Origin of the sequence: Sphaerochaeta sp. UBA5836 (assembly GCF_002432845.1) — a bacterium.
Classification (GTDB): domain Bacteria; phylum Spirochaetota; class Spirochaetia; order Sphaerochaetales; family Sphaerochaetaceae; genus Sphaerochaeta.
This window is the reverse complement of sequence record NZ_DJGW01000057.1, coordinates 6,375-28,598: the sequence shown is the minus strand read 5'-3', so window position 1 is coordinate 28,598 and position 22,224 is coordinate 6,375. Positions and strand designations below refer to the sequence as shown.

The 22,224-nt window shown below is 53.1% G+C and carries 19 protein-coding genes and 2 tRNA genes; 4 read left to right on the top strand and 17 right to left on the bottom strand.

Annotated elements, in window-relative coordinates; translation table 11 throughout:
* Nucleotides 1-41: 41 nt before the first annotated feature.
* The 14 genes from tuf to B3F49_RS04370 all read right to left on the bottom strand — a co-directional run bounded on the left by tuf (nucleotide 42) and on the right by B3F49_RS04370 (nucleotide 14,149).
* Nucleotides 42-1,232, bottom strand: coding sequence for an elongation factor Tu (gene tuf, locus B3F49_RS04435; protein WP_293896000.1), 1,191 nt, complete (start codon nucleotides 1,230-1,232; stop codon nucleotides 42-44).
* Between the two features lie 392 nt (nucleotides 1,233-1,624).
* A complete protein-coding gene (gene rpsG, locus B3F49_RS04430) occupies nucleotides 1,625-2,095 on the bottom strand; it encodes a 30S ribosomal protein S7 (RefSeq protein ID WP_293895997.1) in 471 nt (156 codons plus the stop codon).
* Nucleotides 2,096-2,113: 18 nt separating this feature from the next.
* The gene (gene rpsL / locus B3F49_RS04425) at nucleotides 2,114-2,488 is read right to left on the bottom strand and encodes a 30S ribosomal protein S12 (RefSeq protein WP_013608506.1); all 375 of its coding nucleotides are present in this window, start codon (nucleotides 2,486-2,488) and stop codon (nucleotides 2,114-2,116) included.
* A 174-nt stretch (nucleotides 2,489-2,662) separates the two neighbouring features.
* Complete coding sequence (gene rpoC, locus B3F49_RS04420; RefSeq protein WP_293909250.1) at nucleotides 2,663-6,943, bottom strand: DNA-directed RNA polymerase subunit beta'; 4,281 nt, start codon at nucleotides 6,941-6,943, stop codon at nucleotides 2,663-2,665.
* Nucleotides 6,944-6,958: 15 nt separating this feature from the next.
* Complete coding sequence (rpoB, locus tag B3F49_RS04415) at nucleotides 6,959-10,477, bottom strand: DNA-directed RNA polymerase subunit beta (protein ID WP_293896116.1); 3,519 nt, start codon at nucleotides 10,475-10,477, stop codon at nucleotides 6,959-6,961.
* A 174-nt stretch (nucleotides 10,478-10,651) separates the two neighbouring features.
* Nucleotides 10,652-11,035 carry a 50S ribosomal protein L7/L12 gene (rplL, locus tag B3F49_RS04410; RefSeq protein WP_293909248.1) on the bottom strand — a complete coding sequence of 128 codons (384 nt, stop codon included), beginning with the start codon at nucleotides 11,033-11,035 and terminating at the stop codon, nucleotides 10,652-10,654.
* A gap of 70 nt (nucleotides 11,036-11,105) precedes the next feature.
* Entirely contained in the window at nucleotides 11,106-11,630 is a 525-nt protein-coding gene (rplJ, locus tag B3F49_RS04405; RefSeq protein WP_293895988.1) for a 50S ribosomal protein L10, read from the bottom strand.
* Nucleotides 11,631-11,645: 15 nt separating this feature from the next.
* On the bottom strand, nucleotides 11,646-12,335 hold the full coding sequence (gene rplA / locus B3F49_RS04400; protein WP_293909246.1) for a 50S ribosomal protein L1: 690 nt from the start codon (nucleotides 12,333-12,335) through the stop codon (nucleotides 11,646-11,648).
* Between the two features lies 1 nt (nucleotide 12,336).
* Nucleotides 12,337-12,768: a 50S ribosomal protein L11 gene (gene rplK, locus B3F49_RS04395; RefSeq protein WP_293895982.1), complete on the bottom strand. Its 432-nt coding sequence runs from the start codon at nucleotides 12,766-12,768 to the stop codon at nucleotides 12,337-12,339.
* Between the two features lie 181 nt (nucleotides 12,769-12,949).
* Nucleotides 12,950-13,510, bottom strand: coding sequence for a transcription termination/antitermination protein NusG (gene nusG / locus B3F49_RS04390; RefSeq protein ID WP_293895979.1), 561 nt, complete (start codon nucleotides 13,508-13,510; stop codon nucleotides 12,950-12,952).
* 9 nt (nucleotides 13,511-13,519) lie between these two features.
* Nucleotides 13,520-13,699 carry a preprotein translocase subunit SecE gene (secE, locus tag B3F49_RS04385; RefSeq protein ID WP_293909244.1) on the bottom strand — a complete coding sequence of 60 codons (180 nt, stop codon included), beginning with the start codon at nucleotides 13,697-13,699 and terminating at the stop codon, nucleotides 13,520-13,522.
* Between the two features lie 35 nt (nucleotides 13,700-13,734).
* A tRNA-Trp gene (locus B3F49_RS04380) sits at nucleotides 13,735-13,808 on the bottom strand.
* A gap of 24 nt (nucleotides 13,809-13,832) precedes the next feature.
* Nucleotides 13,833-14,012 carry a 50S ribosomal protein L33 gene (gene rpmG / locus B3F49_RS04375; protein WP_013608516.1) on the bottom strand — a complete coding sequence of 60 codons (180 nt, stop codon included), beginning with the start codon at nucleotides 14,010-14,012 and terminating at the stop codon, nucleotides 13,833-13,835.
* A 64-nt stretch (nucleotides 14,013-14,076) separates the two neighbouring features.
* Nucleotides 14,077-14,149, bottom strand: a tRNA-Thr gene (locus B3F49_RS04370).
* 186 nt (nucleotides 14,150-14,335) lie between these two features.
* Here B3F49_RS04370 and B3F49_RS04365 point away from each other — a divergent pair.
* Both B3F49_RS04365 and B3F49_RS04360 read left to right on the top strand, forming a co-directional pair.
* Nucleotides 14,336-16,849 (top strand): glycogen/starch/alpha-glucan phosphorylase, encoded by a 2,514-nt coding sequence (locus B3F49_RS04365; RefSeq protein ID WP_293909242.1) that lies wholly within the window; start codon nucleotides 14,336-14,338, stop codon nucleotides 16,847-16,849.
* Between the two features lie 172 nt (nucleotides 16,850-17,021).
* Complete coding sequence (locus B3F49_RS04360; RefSeq protein WP_293909240.1) at nucleotides 17,022-17,372, top strand: helix-turn-helix domain-containing protein; 351 nt, start codon at nucleotides 17,022-17,024, stop codon at nucleotides 17,370-17,372.
* Here B3F49_RS04360 and B3F49_RS04355 read toward each other — a convergent pair.
* Nucleotides 17,341-18,069 carry a DUF554 domain-containing protein gene (locus B3F49_RS04355; RefSeq protein WP_293895961.1) on the bottom strand — a complete coding sequence of 243 codons (729 nt, stop codon included), beginning with the start codon at nucleotides 18,067-18,069 and terminating at the stop codon, nucleotides 17,341-17,343. The two genes, B3F49_RS04360 and B3F49_RS04355, sit on opposite strands and share 32 nt — an antisense overlap.
* 48 nt (nucleotides 18,070-18,117) lie before the next feature.
* Here B3F49_RS04355 and B3F49_RS04350 point away from each other — a divergent pair, with 48 nt between their 5' ends.
* Nucleotides 18,118-18,711: a nucleotidyltransferase family protein gene (locus B3F49_RS04350; protein WP_293909238.1), complete on the top strand. Its 594-nt coding sequence runs from the start codon at nucleotides 18,118-18,120 to the stop codon at nucleotides 18,709-18,711.
* Here B3F49_RS04350 and clpB read toward each other — a convergent pair.
* Together clpB and B3F49_RS04340 are read right to left on the bottom strand one after the other, a co-directional pair.
* Complete coding sequence (gene clpB / locus B3F49_RS04345) at nucleotides 18,677-21,250, bottom strand: ATP-dependent chaperone ClpB (protein WP_293909236.1); 2,574 nt, start codon at nucleotides 21,248-21,250, stop codon at nucleotides 18,677-18,679. The two genes, B3F49_RS04350 and clpB, sit on opposite strands and share 35 nt — an antisense overlap.
* A gap of 85 nt (nucleotides 21,251-21,335) precedes the next feature.
* Nucleotides 21,336-21,947, bottom strand: a complete 612-nt coding sequence (locus B3F49_RS04340; RefSeq protein ID WP_293909233.1) for a TetR/AcrR family transcriptional regulator — start codon at nucleotides 21,945-21,947, stop codon at nucleotides 21,336-21,338.
* Nucleotides 21,948-22,044: 97 nt separating this feature from the next.
* Here B3F49_RS04340 and B3F49_RS04335 point away from each other — a divergent pair.
* A partial coding sequence (locus B3F49_RS04335) for a hypothetical protein (RefSeq protein ID WP_293909231.1) occupies nucleotides 22,045-22,224 on the top strand: 180 nt, incomplete at its 3' end.

The following is a 22,224-nucleotide window of genomic DNA, read 5'->3' as shown; positions in this document are numbered from 1 at the left end:
GCCATCACCAACCGATGATGGCAAGACATTCGTCAATGAACTCAGTCGATAATCTCGGTTACCTGACCGGAAGCAACGGTTCTACCACCTTCGCGGATAGCGAAGCGGAGGCCCTTGTCCATGGCGATCGGGTGAATCAGCTCAACAATAATCTCGGTGTGGTCACCAGGCAGAACCATCTGCTTGCCTTCGGGCAGGTTTACCGTACCAGTGATGTCAGTGGTGCGGAAATAGAACTGCGGGCGATAGCCGCTGAAGAACGGAGAGTGACGACCGCCTTCATCCTTGCTCAATACGTACACGGTACCATTGAACTTGGCGTGGGGCATGATCGACTTGGGCTTTGCCAGAACCTGGCCGCGAACAACGTCCTTCTTGTCAACACCGCGCAGCAGTGCTCCGATGTTGTCACCAGCCTGACCTTCGTCGAGCAGCTTGTTGAACATCTCAACGCCGGTTACGACGGTGTCACGGGTTTCCTTGATACCGACGATGGAAGCAGGATCGTTGACCTTGATGATACCGCGTTCGATACGACCGGTAACAACGGTACCGCGACCGGAGATGGAGAAGATGTCTTCAATCGGCATCAGGAAGGGCTGGTCAACAGCACGCTCCGGAAGCGGAATATAGGTGTCCATGGCTTCGAGCAGCTCGTCGAGGCACTTGGTCTTCTCAGGATTGTCGGGCTCGGTCATGGCTTCATAGGCGCTGCCGCGGATTACCGGAGCGTTGTCGCCATCGAATCCCTGTGCACGAAGCAAGTCGCGCATCTCTTCCTCAACGAGGTCGATCAATTCAGGATCGTCAACCTGGTCGCACTTGTTGATGAATACGATCAAGCAGGGTACACCAACCTGGCGGGCAAGGAGGATGTGCTCCTTGGTCTGAGCCATGGCTCCGTCGGTTGCTGCAACGACGATGATGGCGCCGTCCATCTGAGCAGCACCGGTGATCATGTTCTTGATGTAGTCAGCGTGACCCGGGCAGTCAACGTGAGCATAGTGCCTGTTGGTGGACTGATACTCAACGTGTCTGGTGTTAATGGTAATACCACGCTCTTTTTCTTCAGGGGCGTTGTCAATTGCATCGTAAGCGAGTGCCTTATCGCCGAACAGTCTTGCACAGTGCATGGTAATTGCTGCGGTAAGGGTAGTCTTGCCATGGTCAACGTGACCGATGGTTCCTACGTTTACGTGTGGCTTGTTCCTCTGAAATTTCTCTTTTGCCATCATTTCCTCCTTGTGACGTTCCATAGACGGTCACAAAAATAATTAATATGTGCTCATAAAGGCCCAAAGCCTTTACCATTCCGATTGAGACAAACTAATTACTTGGAAACATGACATAAGAGGATTCCAGAGGTCCTCAGGCCTGGAGAATCCATCCTGACGACATAGTATAAGTTTTTTAAAAAACTTCGTACTGCCTGAAACCACCTTATCATTGCTTCTGCAATAATTGGTTTGGCTCTTCATAGCACCGCATAGGCATAGCTGTGCGGACACCTTAAGCACTATATGCGAAAGCAGTTTTTATGTCAAGCAATACTCTTTTGTTTATATACAGATACAAAAAAAAACGGCTTTTCTTTTGAAAAAGCCGGATTTTCTTTGGTATAGGACTACCAACGGTAGTGACTGAAAGCCTTGTTGGCCTCTGCCATCCTGTGGGTGTCTTCCTTCTTCTTGAAGGCGGAACCGGTATTCTGGAAGGCATCAAGGAGCTCGGCACCGAGCTTCTCAGCCATGCTGCGACCATTGCGATTGCGGGCGGCGGTGATAATCCAACGCATTGCAAGCGCTTCGCGGCGATTGTCACGAATCTCAACAGGAACCTGATAGGTGGCACCACCGACACGGCGGCTCTTTACTTCTACAACAGGCTTCACATTTTCCAAGGCTTTGAGAAATACGTCCAACGGCTTCTCACCGGTCTTCTCGCCAAGGCTGGCCATAGCCTGGTAGATGATCCTGGTGCTGATGGACTTCTTGCCATCCACCATCATGCGGCAGATGAACTTCTCAACAATGACACTCCCATAGACGGGATCGGGCAATACTTCCCTGACGGGAGCAGTAGTTCTTCTTGACATATTCCATCTCCTCCCTTATCAAGCCTTGGGTCTCTTCGCACCATACTTGGAGCGACTTCTCTTCCGATCTGCAACACCGAGGGTATCCTTGGCACCGCGGACAATGTGATAGCGAACACCGGGAAGGTCCTTGACCCTTCCACCGCGCAGAAGAACAACAGAGTGCTCCTGCAGATTGTGTCCGATACCGGGAATGTACGCGGTAACTTCAATACCGTTGGAAAGGCGCACACGGGCGACCTTTCTCAGAGCAGAGTTCGGCTTCTTCGGGGTGACGGTCATAACCCTGGTGCAAACACCACGCTTCTGGGGACAACCTTCAAGGGCTGGGGACTTGGTCTTGTTGCGGACGCTTGTCCTCCCCTTTCTGATCAGCTGATTAATAGTAGGCATCTTGTAGACACACTCCCTTTTCTTTCTTTGATCCACCGCTTCTCACAAAAGCAGGGATCTGCGCCACCCCTACGGGCAGCGCCTCGTATGTAAAATCCGTACCCAGCATGGACACAGCGGTGTGGTTTTTACACGAGTCGTTCCAGGCTGTGGATACGCCGACAGGCGCATCCATCACTCCTCGTCCAAATCGTCCACATCCACGGTATCACCTACGGATTTCATGTCTGCCAAATCTTCGACGTCGAAATCATCGTCATCAATCATCTCTTGACGCCTGGACTCCTTGACCGCATCAACTTTCTGCTGCAGTGCAAGCAACTCCTCGTCCTTGAGTTTCACATCACGGTACTTCTTCATGCCGGTTCCGGCAGGAATGAGGTGGCCGATGATGACGTTCTCTTTCAGACCGCGCAACTCATCTTTACTACCAGCAATTGCTGCGTTTGTCAAGACCTTGGTAGTCTCCTGGAAGGAGGCTGCACTGATGAAGGAGTCGATGCTCAAGGATGCACGGGTGATGCCAAGCAGCAACGGCCTTGCAACAGCAGGCTCGCCGCCTTCGGCGATCACCCGGTCATTTTCCTCGAAGAACCGATACTTATCAACCTGCTGCCCATGAATCAGGTTGGTATCACCAACATGGACAACCTCGACCTTGCGGAGCATCTGCCTGACAATGACGCCAAGGTGCTTGTCGTTGATCTGTACACCCTGCATGCGGTAGACCTCCTGAACCTCGTCCACCAGGAAGGACTGCAAAGCGTTCTCCCCGAGGATGTCCAGGATGTCGTGCGGATCCACAGAGCCGTCACACAGTGCCTCGGCAGCTTCCACCGAGTCGCCGTCACGTACCAACAGGTTCCTGCCCATCGGTACCATGTGCTTGTACTCATGGCCGTACGGATCGGTGATCACGATGGTCCGCTTGCCCTTGACGATTGATGCAAAGCTTACCAAGCCTGCAACCTGGGCAAGGATTGCCGCGTTGCGGGGCCTTCGAGCCTCGAAAAGCTCGCCGACACGGGGAAGACCACCAGTGATATCCTTGGTCTTGACACCTTCCTTCAGCAGCTTGGCAAGGATGGTGCCCCTATAGACCTTGGCATTATCATTGATCTGCAGATACGAGCCTCCGGGCAACAGATATGCTGCAAGCACATCGCCCTTTCCGTGCTCTGCACTCGTAATCTCGATGCGGGGCTGGAGCGACTCCAAACTGTGTTCGGTAATCTTCTTCTCGATATTGCCTGTCTCTTCGTTCACTTCCTCGATCAAGGTGGTTCCCAGCTTGATATCGACGAAGTTGACAAAACCGCCTACTTCAGCCAACACAGGTTCACTGAATGGGTCGAAGGAGGCAATCGGAGTCTTCGCCTCCACAAACTGGCCGCTTGCAACCAAGAGCTCGGAACCGGTCTTGACCACCTGACTGGTGGAGTGGCCGACAAGATACACCTTGGAACCGACAATCTTTACCGACCCGTTCTCTCCACTGGTCACTTCCTTGCCCTTCTTCAGGTACAATGGGGTTCCCTTGGCTACAATCGATCCATCCTCAACCAACAAGGAGTCGTATTGACCTTCATTAATAACGGCATTGACACGGAAATATTCGATGTGGCCCTTGCGGGTGAATACATCGACCGAGTCACTCTCTCGGACGACCCTGGTTCCGGTGATGTTGCCGATAAGCACGGGATAGTTGAAAGTAAGCTTGTTCTCCTCCGCACTCGTCGAAGCAGTACCACCGACGTGGAACGTACGCATCGTCAGCTGGGTACCCGGCTGACCGATGGACTGGGCGGCGATGATGCCGACCGCCTCACCGATGACAACCGGCCTGTTGGTTGCAAGATTGCGGCCGTAGCACTTGCGGCAGACACCGTGCTTCGCTTCACAGGTTAGCACAGTCTTCAGCAATACGCTCTCAATACCGGCTTCCTCGATCTTGAGGGCGGTAGCCTCATCGATTTCGACATTGGCCTGGGCAATGACCTCGCGGGAGAAGGGATGCAGGACATCCTCGACGGGACAGCGTCCGACGATGCGCTCGGACAGCGATTCGACAATCTCATCGCCATCCTTGAGAGCTCCTCTCCAGATACCGTTGATCGTGTGGCAGTCATCCTCATTGATGACAACATCCTGGCTGATATCAACCAGACGGCGGGTAAGGTACCCTGCCTCAGCAGTCTTGAGTGCGGTATCGGACAGACCTTTACGGGCACCGTTGGTGGAAATGAAGAACTCGATGATCGAAAGACCTTCCTTGAAGTTCGACTTGATGGGGAATTCGATGACGTCGCCGGACGGCTTTGCCATCAAACCGCGCATACCACCAAGCTGCCTGATCTGGGTCTTCGATCCTCGAGCACCGGAGTCAGCCATGAGGAACAGCGGGTTGAAGCCGTTCTGGCTGCTTCGCAACTCACCCATCAAAGCGTCGGTAAGCTGGTCATTGGTCTGTGTCCAGACCTCGATGACCCTGTTGTACCGTTCTTCCTGGGTGATATGACCCTGGCGGTACTGCTCGAGAATTCTCTGCTGCTCGTTGTTCGCCTTACTGACCAATTCCTGCTTGGCAGCGGGAACGATCATATCCGACAGGCCGATGGTTGCACCGAAGAGCGTTGCATACTTGTACCCGATATCCTTGATGGAGTCGAGCATCTCAACGGCGATGGAGTTGTCGTTGGCCTTCAGGGTGTCACCGATCAAAGCCTTGAGCTCCTTGTCTCCAAGGGTTGCGTTCTGGAACGGAACACTCTTGGGAAGGACGGAATTGAAAAGAACGCGGCCGGGAGTGGTCTCAATCTTGGTCCCATTCTCCAGCTTGTAGCGAATCCTCGCATTATAGGAGAGCAGTCCGGTATCAAGAGCCGCCTCAAGCTCGTCGATATTGTCAAAATACTTGCCTTCGCCGGCGGCACCCTTCATGTCACGGGTCAGGTAGTTGATACCAAGAACCATGTCCTGAGAAGGATAGACGATCGGTTTTCCGTTTGCGGGGTCGAGCAGGTTTGTAACACTGAGCATCAGCGTCCAACACTCAAGCTGGGCTGCATGCGTCAACGGTACGTGCACCGCCATCTGGTCGCCGTCGAAGTCGGCGTTGTAGGCATGACATACCAGCGGATGCAGCTTGATGGCCTTTCCATCCACGAGGACGGGGTCGAAAGCCTGAATGCCAAGACGGTGCAGCGTAGGTGCACGGTTGAGCAGGACAGGGTGTTCCTTGACAACTTCATCAAGGATGGACCATACGGCATCGGTCTCTTCCTCAACCAGGCTCTTCGCCTTCTTGATATTGTAGACAACGCCATCCTGTACCAGCTTCTTCATGATGAAAGGCTTGTACAGCTCAAGGGCCATCTTCGAAGGAAGACCGCACTGGTGCATTCTCAGCTCGGGACCGACAACGATTACCGAACGTCCGGAGTAGTCAACACGCTTTCCGAGCAAGTTCTGTCGGAACCTGCCCTGCTTGCCCTTCAGCATGTCGGAGAGGCTCTTCAACGGCCTGTTGCTCGCGCCCTTGACAACCCGCTTGCGCTTTGAGTTGTCAAAGAGAGCATCCACCGCTTCCTGAAGCATACGCTTCTCATTGCGGATGATGATGTCCGGTGCGTTGAGCTTGACCAAACGGTCAAGACGGTTGTTTCGGTTGATCACGCGACGATACAGGTCATTCAGGTCGCTGGTGGCAAAACGGCCGCCATCGAGCTGTACCATGGGCCTGAGATCGGGGGGAATGACAGGAATGACGGTGAGAATCATCCACTCAGGGCGGTTGCCGCTGTCACGGAAGTTTTCACACACCTCGATGCGCTTGAGCAGGCGCTTGTCGGCCTTGTCTCCCTTGAGGCGCATCTGTTCGCGAAGATCGCGAGAGAGTTCCTCGAGGTCGAGATTGACCAAAAGCTTGCGTACCGCCTCGGCACCCATGCCTGCCTCAAAAGAGTCGCCATACTGCTCACGAGCCTGCCAGTACTCCTCTTCGGAAAGCAACTGCTTGCTCTTCAGATTGGTATCCCCTGCGTTGATCACTACATATTTCTCATAGTAAAGAATGCTCTGCAGGGAGTTGCGGGTAATATCGAGCAGCATGCTCATACGGCTGGGAACCGAGCGATAGTACCAAATATGGGAAACCGGGGCCGCCAAGGTGATGTGACCCATGCGTTCACGACGCACCTTGGTATTGGTAACCTCGACACCACACCGGTCGCAAATGACACCCTTGTAGCGAATCGATTTGAATTTACCGCAGTAGCACTCCCACTCCTTGGTCGTACCGAAAATCTTTTCGCAGAAAAGACCATCGCGCTCCGGACGAAGGGTGCGGTAGTTGATCGTCTCCGGCTTCTTCACCTCGCCGTAGGACCAATCCTTGATCTGTTCCGGCGAAGCCAGCTTTATCATGATGCTATCGAAATCTTGAATTTCTTTCATCCGTACTTCTCCTGGTTAGTTGAGGGAGCCTTTCGACTGCTTGGCGATCAACTCTTCATCACGTTCAGTAAGGGGCACCTGCCGACCCTTGGAGTCGTACACAGACATATCCAGAGCCAAGCCGCGGATCTCCTGAACCAAAACGTTGAATGCCTCGGGCATTCCTGCTGTAGTAGCCGGCTCACCCTTGACGATACTCTCATAAATCTTGACACGTCCGTTCATGTCGTCACTCTTGATGGTCAAAAGCTCCTGCAGCGTATTGGCAGCGCCGTACGCCTCAAGGGCCCACACTTCCATCTCTCCGAGTCTCTGACCACCGAACTGAGCCTTGCCGCCGAGCGGCTGCTGGGTTACCAGAGAGTAGGGACCGGTTGAACGGGCATGCATCTTGTCATCGACCAGGTGGTGCAGCTTCAAATAGTAGATATATCCGCAGAATACAGGGTTGACGAACGGAACACCGGTCAAACCGTTGTAAAGAACGGTCTTGGAGTTCTCAGGCAGCCCCGCCTCGCGCATTTTCTCCTCGATCTGAGCCATCGTTGCACTCTGGAAGACCGGAGTGGAATACCACTTGTCCAGCTTCACGGCAGCCCAACCCAGCTGGGTCTCCATCAACTGACCGATGTTCATTCGGGACGGAACGCCCAACGGGTTCAAGCAGACATCAAGCGGAGTGCCATCAGCCATGTACGGCATGTCTTCCTCGGCAAGAATTCGGCTTACAACACCCTTGTTGCCATGCCTTCCCGCCATCTTGTCACCTTGCCTGAGCTTGCGCTTGGTGGCGATAAGGACCTTCACCGTCTCCTCAACACCGGGAGGAAGCTCGTCATTGTTGCTTCGCTTGAGGCGCTGGATGTCGATGACCGTACCCTCGGTTCCATGGGGAACCTTCAGGGAGGTGTCGCGAACCTCCTTGGCCTTCTCACCGAAAATCGAGTTGAGCAACTTGAATTCGGGAGTCGTATCGCTCTCACTCTTGGGAGTCACCTTGCCGACCAGAATCGAGCCCGGGCGGACTGCGGTTCCGATGCGTACAATGCCATCCTCATCCAACTGCTCAAGCATTTTCTCGCTCGTATTGGGGATATCGCGGGTAAGCTTCTCAGGACCGAGCTTGGTCTCACGGATATCAGTGGTGAACTCCTTGATGTGGACCGAGGTGAAAATATCGTCCTTGACAACGCGCTCACTGATGAGAACGGCGTCCTCATAGTTGTAGCCGTTCCAAGGAACGAAGCCTACAAGAATGTTGCGTCCGAGCGCCAACTCACCACTCTGTGTTGCAGGACCGTCAGCCAACACTTCACCGGCCTCAACATGCTGGCCGAACGATACGATCGGCTTCTGGTTGAAACAGGTATCCTGGTTGGTTCTCTGGTATTTCTGCACCTCGTAGGTATCCAGTTGGCCTTGAATCTCTGCAGAATCAGGCTGAACCACCACACGGTCGGAGCTTACATACGTAACCGTTCCACTTCGCTTGGCCTTTACCAATACACCACTGTCATACGCGGTCTTGCCTTCCATGCCGGTACCCACACGCGGGGTTTCGGGAAATACAAGGGGAACCGCCTGACGCTGCATGTTCGAACCCATCAAGGCTCGGTTGGCATCGTCGTGCTCAAGGAACGGAATAAGGGAGGCTGCAACACTGATGACCTGCTTCGGATCAACGTCCATGTACTTGATTTCGGCCGGCGGCTTGGTGGAGTAGTCTCCACTTCTGCGTACAGGAACCTCATTGTCATGGAAATTGCCGTCACTGTCCAACTTGGCTGAAGCCTGGGCGATGAAGAACTTCTCTTCATCGTTCGCATCCAAATAGCGGTACTGCTTGGTGACCACTCCATTGACTACCTTGCGGTACGGGGTCTCCAAAAATCCATGCTGGTTGATGCGGGTATAGTTTGCCAGCGAAACGATGAGACCGATGTTCGGTCCTTCAGGAGTCTCGATGGGACAAATACGACCATAATGGGTGTAGTGAACGTCACGAACCTCAAAGCCGGCGCGGTCGCGGGAAAGACCACCGGGACCGAGTGCATTGAGCCTTCTCTTGTGGGTAAGCTCGGCAAGCGGGTTGACCTGGTCCATGAACTGGGAAAGCTGGCTGCTGCCGAAGAACTCCTTGATCGCTGCCACAATCGGCTTGATCGAAATGAGGTCTTGTGGTTTGACCGAACCAGTCTCAAGGTTCATGCGCTCCTTGGCGATGCGCTCCATGCGGGCGAACGCACTCTTCAGTGCATTCTGCAAGAGCTCGCCGACCGAACGTACACGCCTGTTGCCCAGATGGTCGATATCGTCGACGTTCTGTTCACGGATGAATACCTTGATCAGGAAATCCATCGTATTGACGATGTCCTGGGGGGTAAGAACAGTCAGGTCGGTGGAAGCGTTCTCCTCTTCCTCTTCGGTGCCGGTTCCAAACTTCTTGTTGAACTTGTAGCGGCCGACAGAGCCGAGGTCATAGCGGCGGTTGGAGAAGAACATATCGGGAAGATCCCTCTCCGCCCGCTCGATGGCAATCATCTCACCGGGCATCAGAACGGAGAATATCGGGGAGAGCACATCTTCCTTGGTGGGCTCATCATATCCTTCACGGGTGTACTTCGCATCCTCAATCTCAAAACAATTGAGAATCATATCGCTGTGCAGGGTCCCCTCACCGCGGAGATTGACCAGTTGTACTTCTCGTACGTTCTGCTTGAGCAACTCATCAATCTCGTGGGCATGCAGCATGTCACCGGCACGAATGACCTTCTTCTCAGTCCCGCCAACCTGTGCATACACATCCTTGAAGAGATACCGGTTTTCCAGGCTTGCCTTCAAATCTGCATCATCGGCAAGCTCAACCGTCTCGGCAGAATAAAACTGCTCAAGGATTTTCTCACGGGTGTCAAACCCGATTGCCCGCAGGAAAAGAGTACCGAGGATGCGCTTCTTGCGGTCGATCTTGGTGAAGATCAAATGCTTTTTATCATCAATCTCAAATTCCAGCCAAGATCCCCGGTAGGGAATGATCCTGGAGGAATAGACATCCTTCTCATTGGAAAATATAACACCAGGGGAGCGGTGAATCTGGCTGACCACAACGCGCTCTGCACCATTGATGATAAAGGTGCCACGGTCGGTCATCAGCGGAATGTCACCGAAGAAAATCTCTTTCTCCCTCATTTCCCCATTGGAGAACTCAAGGCTGATCGTGACTTTGATGGGAACACTATAAGAACGACCTTTCTTCTTGCACTCCGTTTCGGAGAACTTGATATTGTCAAGATCAATCGTATACCCCTTGTATGCGAGACGCATCTCACCATTGGGGCTGTCAATGGGGAATGTCGACTGGAACACTTCCTCAAGCCCGTACGACGAATCTGGACTCAAGCCCTGCCTACAGCGGTCAAGCTGTAAAAATCTCTCATAGGAATCAAGCTGGATCCCGATAAGATTGGGCAATTCACAGACTTCATGTAATTCAGAACCGATGTACGTGCGTGTTATGGATTTGCCTTTGGCAACCATCATGTACCCTCCAAAGTCAATTGAGAAACAGACTGCATCCCTCATATGGAGAGGGAAACGAAAGACACAACAGGCCACCGGTGTCTATCCGGTGGCTCAATGAACCGGGCGTCGGCCCACTTGCAAAAATCAAGAGCAGGGGACCGGCCTCGCAGCCGGCTCCCTAATCCGGGATTAGTCAACGGGCTTGACTTCAACAGTACAACCAGCAGCTTCAAGCTTTTCCTTGAGGGATGCTGCATCGGCCTTGCTGACGCTTTCCTTGACAACCTTGTCACCTGCTTCAACGAGGTCCTTTGCTTCCTTGAGGCCGAGGCCGGTGATAGCGCGGACTTCCTTGATAGCTGCAATCTTCTTGGTGGGATCGCAAGCCTTGAGGATTACGTTGAATTCAGTGGGCTCTTCCACAACAGCAGCAGCCTCAGCAACAGGGCCGGCGGCGACGGCGGCGGCGGCAGCCACAACACCAAACTTCTCTTCCATCATCTTGATGAGGTCGGCGACTTCCATGACGGACATACTTGCGATCGATTCCAAAATCTCTTCTTTAGTAGCCATATTATCTTCTCCTTGTAAAAGTTTTGTCTGCACAGTCATAGCAGGTTACCTGTGAAGACTAAGACTGTGTTCAGTTCTCTTCGGTGGCGGAAACAGAACCGCCATGTTTCTCGACATAGGCAAGCAAGGTTGCTGCCAGCTTCTGTACCGGTGCCTTCATGGTGCCCATCAAGGAAGCAATCAACTCCAGCTTGGTCGGAAGCTTGCTGAAAGCCTCAACCTCTTGGGGAGAGAAAAACTTTCCATCGAGCATTGCGCCCTTGACCTGGATGGGAGTACCTTCCTTGCCGGCGGCAAACAGCTCCTTGGCCACCACGTTTGCTTCATCACCGCGGACGAGTGCAATGGCGGTGGGTCCGACCAACTGGTCGTCAGCCTGGTTGTTCAGCTCGGTCAAAGCAATCTTAGCGAACCGGTTCTTGACGACACGGTAGGCAGCATCCTTCTTCATGAGCGTTCTGCGCAGTGCGGTGATTTGCTCGACAGTCATGCCGCGGTAATCGGTGAAGATGTACCCGGTATACTGGCTGAACTCATCCTTCAGTGCCTTGACGGCATCTTCCTTGGCGGGGGTAATACGAGTCTTGTAATCCATAGTGTGCATCTCCTCTTATACCGAAGCCGTCAGGTCCTTCACGTTGACCCTGACACCGGGACCCATCGTGGAGGAAAGAGCGATGCTGACTACAAAGTCAGCCTTGGCATCGGAAGGCTTCTTGCGGATGATTTCCTTGACCACGGCCCGTGCGTTTTCACTTACTTTGTCGGGATCCATGGAAACCTTTCCTATAGCAAGGTGAATGACGTTGGTCTTGTCGGAACGGAACTCTACGCGACCCTTGGTAAGCTCAGCCAGAGCTCCCTTCAGGTCGAAGGTTACCGTTTGGGTCTTGGGGTTCGGCATCAAGCCTCTGCGTCCAAGGATTGGACCAAGACGACCTACATCCTTCATCATGTCAGGGGTGGCGACAGCCACATCGAAATCCATCCAACCGCCACGGATTTTCTCGATCAGGTCGTCGTCACCGACAAATGCGGCACCGGCCTGGCGAGCTTCCTCGGCCTTCTCTCCCTTGGCGAATACAAGTACACGCTTCTGAGCGGAGAACTGATTGGGAAGGACCACCGTATCTCGTACGCTCTGGCTCTTCTTGAGGGTAAGCTTGATGGAGATTTCAACAGTCTCATCAAACTTGGCAAATGCAACATCCTTTACCAGGGCTGCAGCCTCTTCGAACGTGTAGAGCTTGGTACGGTCGATTTTCTTGATAGTATCGCGATAATTCTTTCCGTGTTTCATCTTACTGCTCCACCTCTACGCCCATGCTGCGGGCAGTTCCTGCAATGATCTTCTTGGCAGCCTCAAGGTCATTTGCATTGAGGTCTTCAAGCTTGGTCTGTGCAATCTCGGTCAGCTGTGCCTGTGACAGCTTGCCAACCTTCACCTTGTTGGGACTTCCGCTTCCGCTGGTAAGGCCGAGCGCCTTCTTGATAAGCACCGCGGCCGGCGGAGTCTTCAGGATGAACGTGAAGCTCTTGTCGGCATACACAGTAATGATGACGGGAAGAATGAGTCCAGCTTCATAGTTCTTCGTCTTCTCGTTGAACTCCTGGACAAACTTGGGGGCACTGACACCATGAGGTCCAAGCGCGGGCCCGATCGGGGGCGCCGGCGTAGCCTTCTGGGCAGGGCACTGCAATTTGATGACTGCAGTTACCTTTTTCTTTGCCATGTTTCTCTCCTTACGCGACAATCCCACCCAGCAGGTGGTTTTCTCGATTTCGCGCTGGTCTTAACGCCTGTCATACGATCAGGCTCCCACCTCATGCAGCATGAGGGAGTAATCACACACAAAAGGACTCGGTTGTAAAAAAACAGAAAACTCTCGTATAGCCGTCCAGTCCTAAAGACGACTACAGAATCTTTTCTACTTGCAGGAAATCCACCTCAACCGGAGTGGAGCGACCGAAAATTCCGACGCTGACCCGCATGCGGGCCTTTTCAAGATTGACCTCTTCAATAACCCCGGTAAAGGAGTCGAAGGGACCTTCAATAATACGAACCTGCTCCCCAACGGAGAACGACTGCTTGGGCTTGAACACCTTTTCTGTAGGCAGGTCGCCGGTTTTCTGAAAGAGGCTCTTCACCTCTGCAGCGTTCAGCGGTTGCGGTTTCACACTATCATTGGGAGTGACAAAACCGGTAACACCCTGAATGCGCTTGATCTGGGAACACCAGGTTTTCCAGCTATGATCAGGCAAATCGAGCTCAACGAGGATGTATCCAGGAAGAATCTTGCGCTTCACATCGCGTCTCACCCCGTCCTTCACCTCAACGACGGTCTCAAAAGGAACCTTCACATCAGTGCAAACGAGCGCGAAGTCCGTATCGGTCTCGCGCATCTTGTTGATGATTCGCTCAATCTTTTGTTCGTATCCCGAATAAGTATGTACTACGTACCAGCCCTTTGCCATGTCGCCGCCTTACAGAATGAACAGCACACCCCTGAGCAGGAGGAAATCCACCAACCCAAGGAAGATTGCGACGATGACTGTGGAAACAAGTACGACCTTGGTCGAAGAAATGACAGCTTCACGGGAGGGCCAGACAACCTTCTTCAGTTCCTGGTGGGACTCCTTGAAATACTTAAAAAGCTTCTTCATGAAAGGCTCCTTGTGGAAAAAGATCGAGAAGCCAACAGGCCAAGAAGGATTCGAACCCTCAACATCCGGTTTTGGAGACCAGCGCTCTACCAATTGGAGCTATTGGCCTATTTGCTTCTCGATCGTAACGACCCTATTTGATCTTTGTCTCGCGATGCAAGGTGTGCTTGCGCTCGAACGGACAATACTTGCTCAACTCAAGCTTACCCTGAGTGTTTCTCCGATTCTTTTCGGTGGTATAGTTCTTCTGCTTGCATTCGGTGCACTGGAGAGCAATTTTCTCCACGGGACCTTTTTTCTTTGCTTCACCCATTTCATGCTCCTCGGTGAGTGTTCACCTCATACCCATCCTACTAAACCGGAGGGGATAAAAAAAGAGCCCTCGAACGGATTTGAACCGTTGACCCCCACCTTACCATGGTGGTGCTCTACCGACTGAGCTACAAGGGCGTCGGTCACATTACAAGGCATCCACGAGTATACCAACCTGCAACATGCAGAAGCTAACTTACCAGAGTGCGTTCTTTTTGTCAATATCCATCAACAACATTAGGGAAAAACTTGGACCTGTTGCTCAGTTGTAATCTATCATATATAGTTTATTTGACTTATTTGTACCAATCACAAGGAGTTCCTATGCAGGATCAACAAAAGACCCGTTACGGCCACACCGCAAAAGACATCGCTCAGGATTTTGCAGAGCACCTCAAATACAGCCAAGACGCCGATATATACCATACCACCCAGGAGGGCCGCTACACCGCACTCGCCCTTACTGTCCGCGATAGAATCATACACCAATGGAATCTCAGCAGGAAGATGCAGAGACAACAGAGTGCAAAGCGCGTGTACTATCTCTCACTCGAATTTTTGATGGGTCGCGCCATGACAAACAACATCATCAACCTTGGTATTGAGGAACCATTGAGGGAAGCCCTCGCATCACTAGGGTATACCTACGAGGAATTGAGTGAGGTGGAACCCGATGCCGGACTCGGCAACGGAGGCCTCGGCCGACTTGCAGCCTGCTTCCTGGATTCACTGGCCACCCTGGAGATCCCCGCCTACGGCTACGGCATCCGTTACAACTACGGAATCTTCCGCCAGCAGATCAAAAACGGCTGGCAGGCCGAACAACCCGACAACTGGCTGCGTGATGGAAACCCCTGGGAAGTGCTTAGACCCGATGTAGTCTACCCGGTGCAATTCGGAGGCGAAGTGCAAGTCATCCGAGAACGGGGCAAGGACCAGTTCAAATGGATCGGAAGCGAGGTCGTGCAAGGCATCGCATACGATATCCCCATCATCGGGTACGGCTGCAAGACAGTGAACACCTTGCGTTTGTGGTCTGCAAAGAGCCCTGAGGAGTTCAACTTCCATGAGTTCAACGACGGCGATTACACCGAGGCAGTGCGTTCCAAGATATCTGCGGAGAACCTCAGCCAGGTCCTCTACCCCAACGACACCTTGTACATGGGCAAGGAACTGCGGCTGAAACAGCAATACTTCTTTGTTGCCTGCTCGCTTGCCGACATCGTCAGGCGTTTCAAGCGGGAGAAAAAGAGCTGGTCCCTGCTTCCCGATTTTGCCGCCATCCAGCTCAACGACACCCACCCGTCGCTCGCAGTACCGGAGCTGATGCGCATCCTGCTGGACGAGGAGATGCTCGATTGGGACAGCGCCTGGGATATTACGGTCAGGACGCTGGCCTACACAAATCACACCCTGATGCCCGAGGCCTTGGAGAAATGGTCGCTTCCGATGTTGCAGAAAATCCTGCCGCGCCATATGCAGATCATCTATGAAATCAACCATCGCTTCCTGCAGCAGGCAGTCTCCTACTTCCCCTTGCAGCCCCAGATGCTCGGCAAGATCAGCATCATCGAGGAATCCAATCCGAAGCAGGTCAGGATGGCAAACCTGTCCATCATCGGCAGCCACAGCACCAACGGGGTTGCCGCGCTGCATTCGGAGCTGCTCAAGAAGCAGATGTTCCCCCAGTTCAACCTGATTTTCCCCGACCGGTTCAACAACAAGACCAACGGCATCACCCAAAGAAGATGGCTGCTTGCGGCAAACCCCAAGCTTGCCGACCTGATCAAGAGTGCCATCGGGGACGCATGGATCACTGATTACAGCAAGATTTCCGACCTCGCCCCCTTTGCAAAGGACAAGAACTTCCTCTTGGACTTCAAAGCCATCAAGGAAGAGAACAAAGTGCGTTCTGCAGCCTTCCTGAAAACCGAGAGCTCGATTGTCATCAACCCCCACTCCTTCTTTGACGTACAAGTCAAGCGGATTCATGAGTACAAGCGCCAGCTGCTCAATGTGCTGAACATTCTGCTCATCTACAATGATCTGAAGAACGGCGGCGAGGCGACAAGGAACATGGAAAGCACCACCTTCCTCTTCGGAGGAAAAGCAGCACCGGGATATGTGAATGCCAAGTTGATCATCAAGCTCATCAACAACATTGCGAAGGTGATCAATGCAGATCCTGCCACCCGCGACCGTCTGGCCATTCACTTCATGCCCAACTATCGTGTTTCCATGGCGGAAATCATCATTCCTGCCACAAACCTCAGCCAACAGATTTCCACAGCAGGAACCGAGGCCTCAGGAACCGGAAACATGAAGTTCATGTGCAACGGAGCGTTGACCATCGGTACGATGGATGGTGCGAATGTGGAAATTGCAGAGGAAGCGGGAGCACAAAACATGTTCATCTTCGGCAATACCGAAGAACAAATTGCCAAGCTCAGCCATACCTACGATCCTTTCTCGGTTGTCATGGCGGACGAGGAAATCAAGAAGGCAATCGACTTGCTGTTCAGCGGATACTTCAATGTCAATGAACCGAACATCTTCGAACCGCTGCGCAGAAGCCTCTTCGAGGAGGGCGACCGCTACTACCACTTTGCAGATTTGAGAATGTACAGCGAAGCCCATCGGGCGGCGAGGGAACTCTATGCACAGGACAGCATGGAGTGGAACCGACGAGCAGTGATTAATGTTGCCTCGAGCGGGAAGTTCTCCAGCGACCGGACAATCTCAGAGTACGCCAGGGACATATGGGATATCCAGCCGTGTCCCGTTGCCAAGAATACCGATGAGGACACCGCCCTTCAGGATGCAAAAAAGCGCCCGTAGGAGGGTCCGCCGACGTAGGAATATCACCTCGATGGTCGGGGTGATATTTTTTCATCACCATGCAATATTATATTTTCTTGCTCACATTGTACTTAGTAATTTGTTATCAAATATAGTATATTTTAATGACATATTCTCGCCACTCTCCCTTGTCCCTTGCTATATTCATAGCATGTCAAAATTCTGGGATAGAGTGAAAATACTGATGCGTGCACCTTCGGTTGTCGATTTGGCCAACCAGCTTGAGGTGAAGCGGAGCACTCTCTCCAGCTGGATACATACCGACAGGCGCCCCCCAATGAGCGTTTTGCTCAAGATATCCGAGAAAGCGGGAGTCACCATCGAACAGCTGGAGTATGGATTGGATTACAAACTGCAGGACGAAGAAGAAGCCGCCGAAGATATCCCAACCTGTAAAAAGGAGCTCAAGATATGGATTGACGACCTTGAGCCTCAGGAATTACTCATCCTCAGACCTCTTATTTCATATCTTAGAAACCAATCCCTTGTACGAAAGACTTGATCATCGGAGACGCCAACGCCAAGAGAGGAGCGATGACCATGGCAGGAAGGAAGTTGCCGGTCCTGCTCTTGCGGATATCGAGCAGGCCGAAGCCGATCATCATCAACAGCACCCCGCCTACAGCTGCCAGTTCGTTAATCCCCGTCTCCCCGAGAACCGGAGCGATGGCCCCGCCGGCAAGCGTGAAAAATCCCTGATACACCAGGATGAACAAGGCACTTGCCATTACTCCGGGACCGTAAGCAGCGCTGAAGATGATTGCCATGCATCCATCCATGATCGACTTGACCAGAATCAGCTGATAATCGCCGACCGTCCCAGCCTGAATGGACCCTACCACGGTCATGGCACCACTACAGAACAAGAGAGACGCATTGAGAAAGCCCAAGGCAAAATTGCGGGCGCTCTCAGCGCTGCCTTTCCCTCTGGACAGTCTTCTTTCCATCCAGGTGCCAAGGGAGAGCACTCCATCCTCGATTCTCAAGGCGTAGCCGATAAAACCTCCAATCACTACGGAAAAGAGCAGAATCAGATAGGATCCCGTCTGCATTGCCATGGAGATGCCAATGACCAGAGTGACCAACCCTGAAGAGGTGAATACAACCTCCTGATAGGAAGCCTTGAGCTTGTTCTTCACCAGCAATCCAAGCAAAGACCCGACAATGACCATGAGGGCGTTGAAATAGGTAGCAATCATAATGGCACCGAGTATAATGGTTTTGGAATACTCACTCAAGGAAGCAGCATGCAAAATCTCTTGTTGGCCGCAGGGCTTGGTTTACGCAGTGAAGGAAAGAAGCTGTTGCTTCCCTATCGGGGAGCACCTTTGGTCCATCACGCGGTACAACAGTCCCTGCTTGCAGATCTCTTCACGGTGGTGGTCACAGGGTACAGGGCTGATGAAGTTCGAGCTGCCATCGAAGACCTCGCCTGCGACACGCTTTTGATCGTTCACAACCCGGATTACGAGCAGGGGCAAGGCACATCCACCCGCGTTGGAGCATGCCACCTCAGAGAGGCTGAAAGCTTTTTCATCTCCCTTTCCGACATGCCCCTCATCGAGGCGAGACACTACCGTCACCTGGCCCGCTATGCAACGCACACGGCCGTCAGGCCCAGGTACAAAGGCAGACTGGGCCATCCGGTGCTTCTTCCCCCATCATTTCTTTCGATCATCAAAAACCAAGACGGTCCATTTGCCATGCGCAGCCTGCTCTCATCCTACGAGGTGCAGGCGATCGATGTGGAGGATGAAGCCTACATCCTCGACATCGACACCCTGGATGAGTATCGGGCACTGGTCGCTAGCGGGCGACCACCTCAGAGCCCTCCATCGTAAGGTGAATGGAAGAACCGGGGGCAAAGCTGCCATCGAGCAACTTGACCGACAAGGGATCTTCCACCATCCGCTGGATCGCCCGTTTCAGCGGTCTGGCCCCGAATGCAGGATCATAGCCCTCGCGATACAGGGCATCCACCACCGCATCATCCCAGCTCAGGGAGAATCCCCGCTTCTCCAGGCGATGCTGCAGTTGCTTCAGTTGCAGGACCACAATCTTGCGGACCTGCTCCTCTCCCAACCGTTCAAAGACGATGATTTCATCCAGACGGTTGATGAACTCGGGCTTGAAGGAGTTGTGGATGATCTGGTTTACCATGCTCACCCCTTCTGCATGACTTGCGGCACTCAGCAGTTGCTGGCTGCCCAGGTTGCTCGTCATGATGATGACTGAGTTGGTGAAGTCGACCACCCGGCCCTGACCGTCGGTCAATCGGCCGTCGTCAAGCAACTGCAATAGGACGTTGAAGACATCAGGATGCGCTTTCTCGATCTCATCAAAGAGAATCACCGAGTACGGCCTTCGCCTGACCACCTCGGTAAGCTGACCTCCTTGGTCGTACCCGACATACCCCGGGGGAGCTCCGATGAGGCGGCTGACGGAAAACTTCTCCATGTACTCGCTCATATCGATGCGGGTCAAAGCCTTCTCGTCGTCAAAAAGCAACTGGGCAAGCACCTTGGCCAGCAGGGTTTTCCCGACACCGGTGGGACCTGCGAACAGGAACGTTCCCAGCGGCTTGTGTTCATCGGAGATACCCGCCTTATTTCGCCTGATGGCATTGCTGACTGCCTCGATCGCCTGCTTCTGGCCGACCACCTGCTCTGAAAGCGCCTCTTCCAAGTGCAAGTATTTGGCCATCTCACTACCCTTCATTTTCGCAACGGGAACCCCTGTCCAGTTACTGACAATGCGGGCGATATCATCCTCGCTCACCTCTTCACGCAACATCTGGTTGCCCTCGCTCTGTATGGCGGCAAGCTGCTGGTTCATCCGCTCAATCTCACTGACAAGTTCAGGAATCTGGCCGTGCTTGATCTGGGCCGCCTTGGCAAGGTCGCCTTCACGCTCAGCGCGCTGCTCTTCCAGGTTCAACTGCTCCAAGCGGGCTTTGCTCTCGCGCAGCTTGGCGATGAACGAGCGCTCGTTGACCCACTGCAGATGCATGGCATCGCGCTTGTTCTTCAAGTCGCCAAGTTCCTTGTGCAGCTTCTTACGACGCTCCTCGCTGGCTTTGTCGGTCTCGCGGCTGAGTGCCTGGTCCTCGATATTCAACTGCAGTATCCTGCGCTCGATCTGGTCAAGCTCATCAGGTTGGCTCTCAATCTCCATTTTCAGCTGGCTTGCAGCTTCATCCACCAAATCAATGGCCTTATCAGGAAGATACCGGTTGGTGATGTAGCGGTTGCTCAACGTAGCAGCCGCCACCAGCGCCTCATCCTTGATCCGCACACCGTGGTGTACTTCATAGCGCTCCTTAAGCCCACGAAGTATGGCGATCGTCGACTCTACCGACGGCTCCTTGGTATAAACCGGCTGGAAGCGCCGCTCCAACGCCTTGTCGGGTTCGATGTACTTTCGGTACTCATCCAAGGTGGTTGCCCCGATGGTGTGCAGCTCACCCCGGCTGAGAGCCGGCTTGATGAGGTTCGAGGCATCGGTGGAACCTTCACTGGCCCCCGCCCCGACGATGGTGTGCAATTCATCGATGAACAGGATGATCCCCCCTTCGCTGGACGTCACTTCCTTTATCACTGCTTTCAGGCGTTCCTCGAACTCTCCCCGAAACTTCGCTCCTGCGACCAAGGATCCGACATCGAGACTGAGCAGGCGTTTATGCTTCAAGGATTCCGGGACATCCCCCGAGGAGATGCGCAGGGCGAGCCCCTCGACGATGGCGGTTTTTCCCACACCGGGTTCACCGATGAGAACCGGATTGTTCTTGGTCTTTCGTGAAAGCACCTGCATGAGGCGGCGGATCTCCTCATCCCGGCCGATGACCGGATCGAGTTTGCCCTGGCGGGCAAGCGCTGTCATATCCCTGCAGTACTTCTCCAGGGCCTGGTAACGGCTCTCCGGATCCTCGCTCTGGATCGACTGATTCCCACGGATGGACTGCAACGCCTGCATGACCGAATCCTTGGTCAATCCCAGGCTTTTGAGCGCCTTGCCGACTTGGCTTGAGTCTTGGATAACGGCAAGCAAGACGTGTTCGGCACTCAGGTATTGGTCTTTAAATTCAGAGGCAATCTTGTCCGCAGCATACAACTGGTTGCCCAATTGCGCGGAAATCGAACGTTGGACGTTCGACCCATAGGCTTTGGGAAGCCGGTTGAGCAGACTCTCCACCTTCTCTTTCACCTGCTTGTGCGGTACACCAAGCCGCTCAAGAAGTGGAGGCAGCAACCCATCCTTCTGGTCCAAAAGGGCCAGAATCAGGTGCTCGGTGGTGATCTCGGCATTACCGTGTTCGTTGGCAAGCATGTCTGCGTCAGCAATTGCTTGACGCAATTTAATAGTCATTTTATCTAAATTCATGGATACTCCTCACCTTCAGGCATGAAGCAACCCGGCCCTGATGTGGGCCTCGTCCTGTACCTACCCAATATACTGAAGTTTTGACTTATCGACTAGGAAGTGCCTTGGCACTATAGAATTCCAGATAGGTGCTGACCAGATTTTTGGAGTGCTGCATATCAAAAGTATCGAGAAAAGCGACTTGGAAGCAGGAGGACTCGAGCAACAACAACAGATGGTCGGCAACCCGGTTCACATCGCAAGCTATGATGTCCCCTTCCTTGATGCCCATCCGCAACAGTCGTTTGAACAGGATGGTAAGCTTGGCGGTCCGGCGCATGATGATCTCATTGAAATCCCTGCCTTCCTTCTTCATTTGCAGCATCACATCGACCAAGCTGGTCAGCTCCCCCTCATTTTCACTGGCTGTCTGCATGATATCCAGGCAGATGTTGGTGATCCGTGCAACGTAGTCCTGATCGGTCGACCACGCAAAGGAAGCGTACTTGTTGAACATCCGCCCGGTAACCAGCTTTACGGCATAGTAATAAATTTCTTCCTTGTCCTTGAAGTATTGATAGATGGTGGGCCGGGAAATACCGCACTCGGTGGCGATCAAGGAGAGATTGGAGTCACGATACCCCTCCCGTGCAAACACTTTCAGCGCTGTTTGCAGGATTTTCTCCTTTCTCTGCTCATGATCTATCTTCTTGGGCATGCGTCTGTCAACTCCCTGGTTCGGCTATAAAACTATTGTTACTGAACAATATATCATTATAATGTAAAAAACACTAGAATGGATTTGGAGATTCAGCATGGTTTTATCTCTCCTTGCAGGTATTGTTCTGCTTTTGCTGCTCATCATGACCGTCCGCGCCCTCATGCAGGACCAATCGAGGACACTCGTCAGGCCCAAGGTCCGCACCATCGAGGCACAGGGAACTATAGCGGTGCTCAGTTCGGCTGTGCAGTGCAAAACCATCTCCCACCTCGAT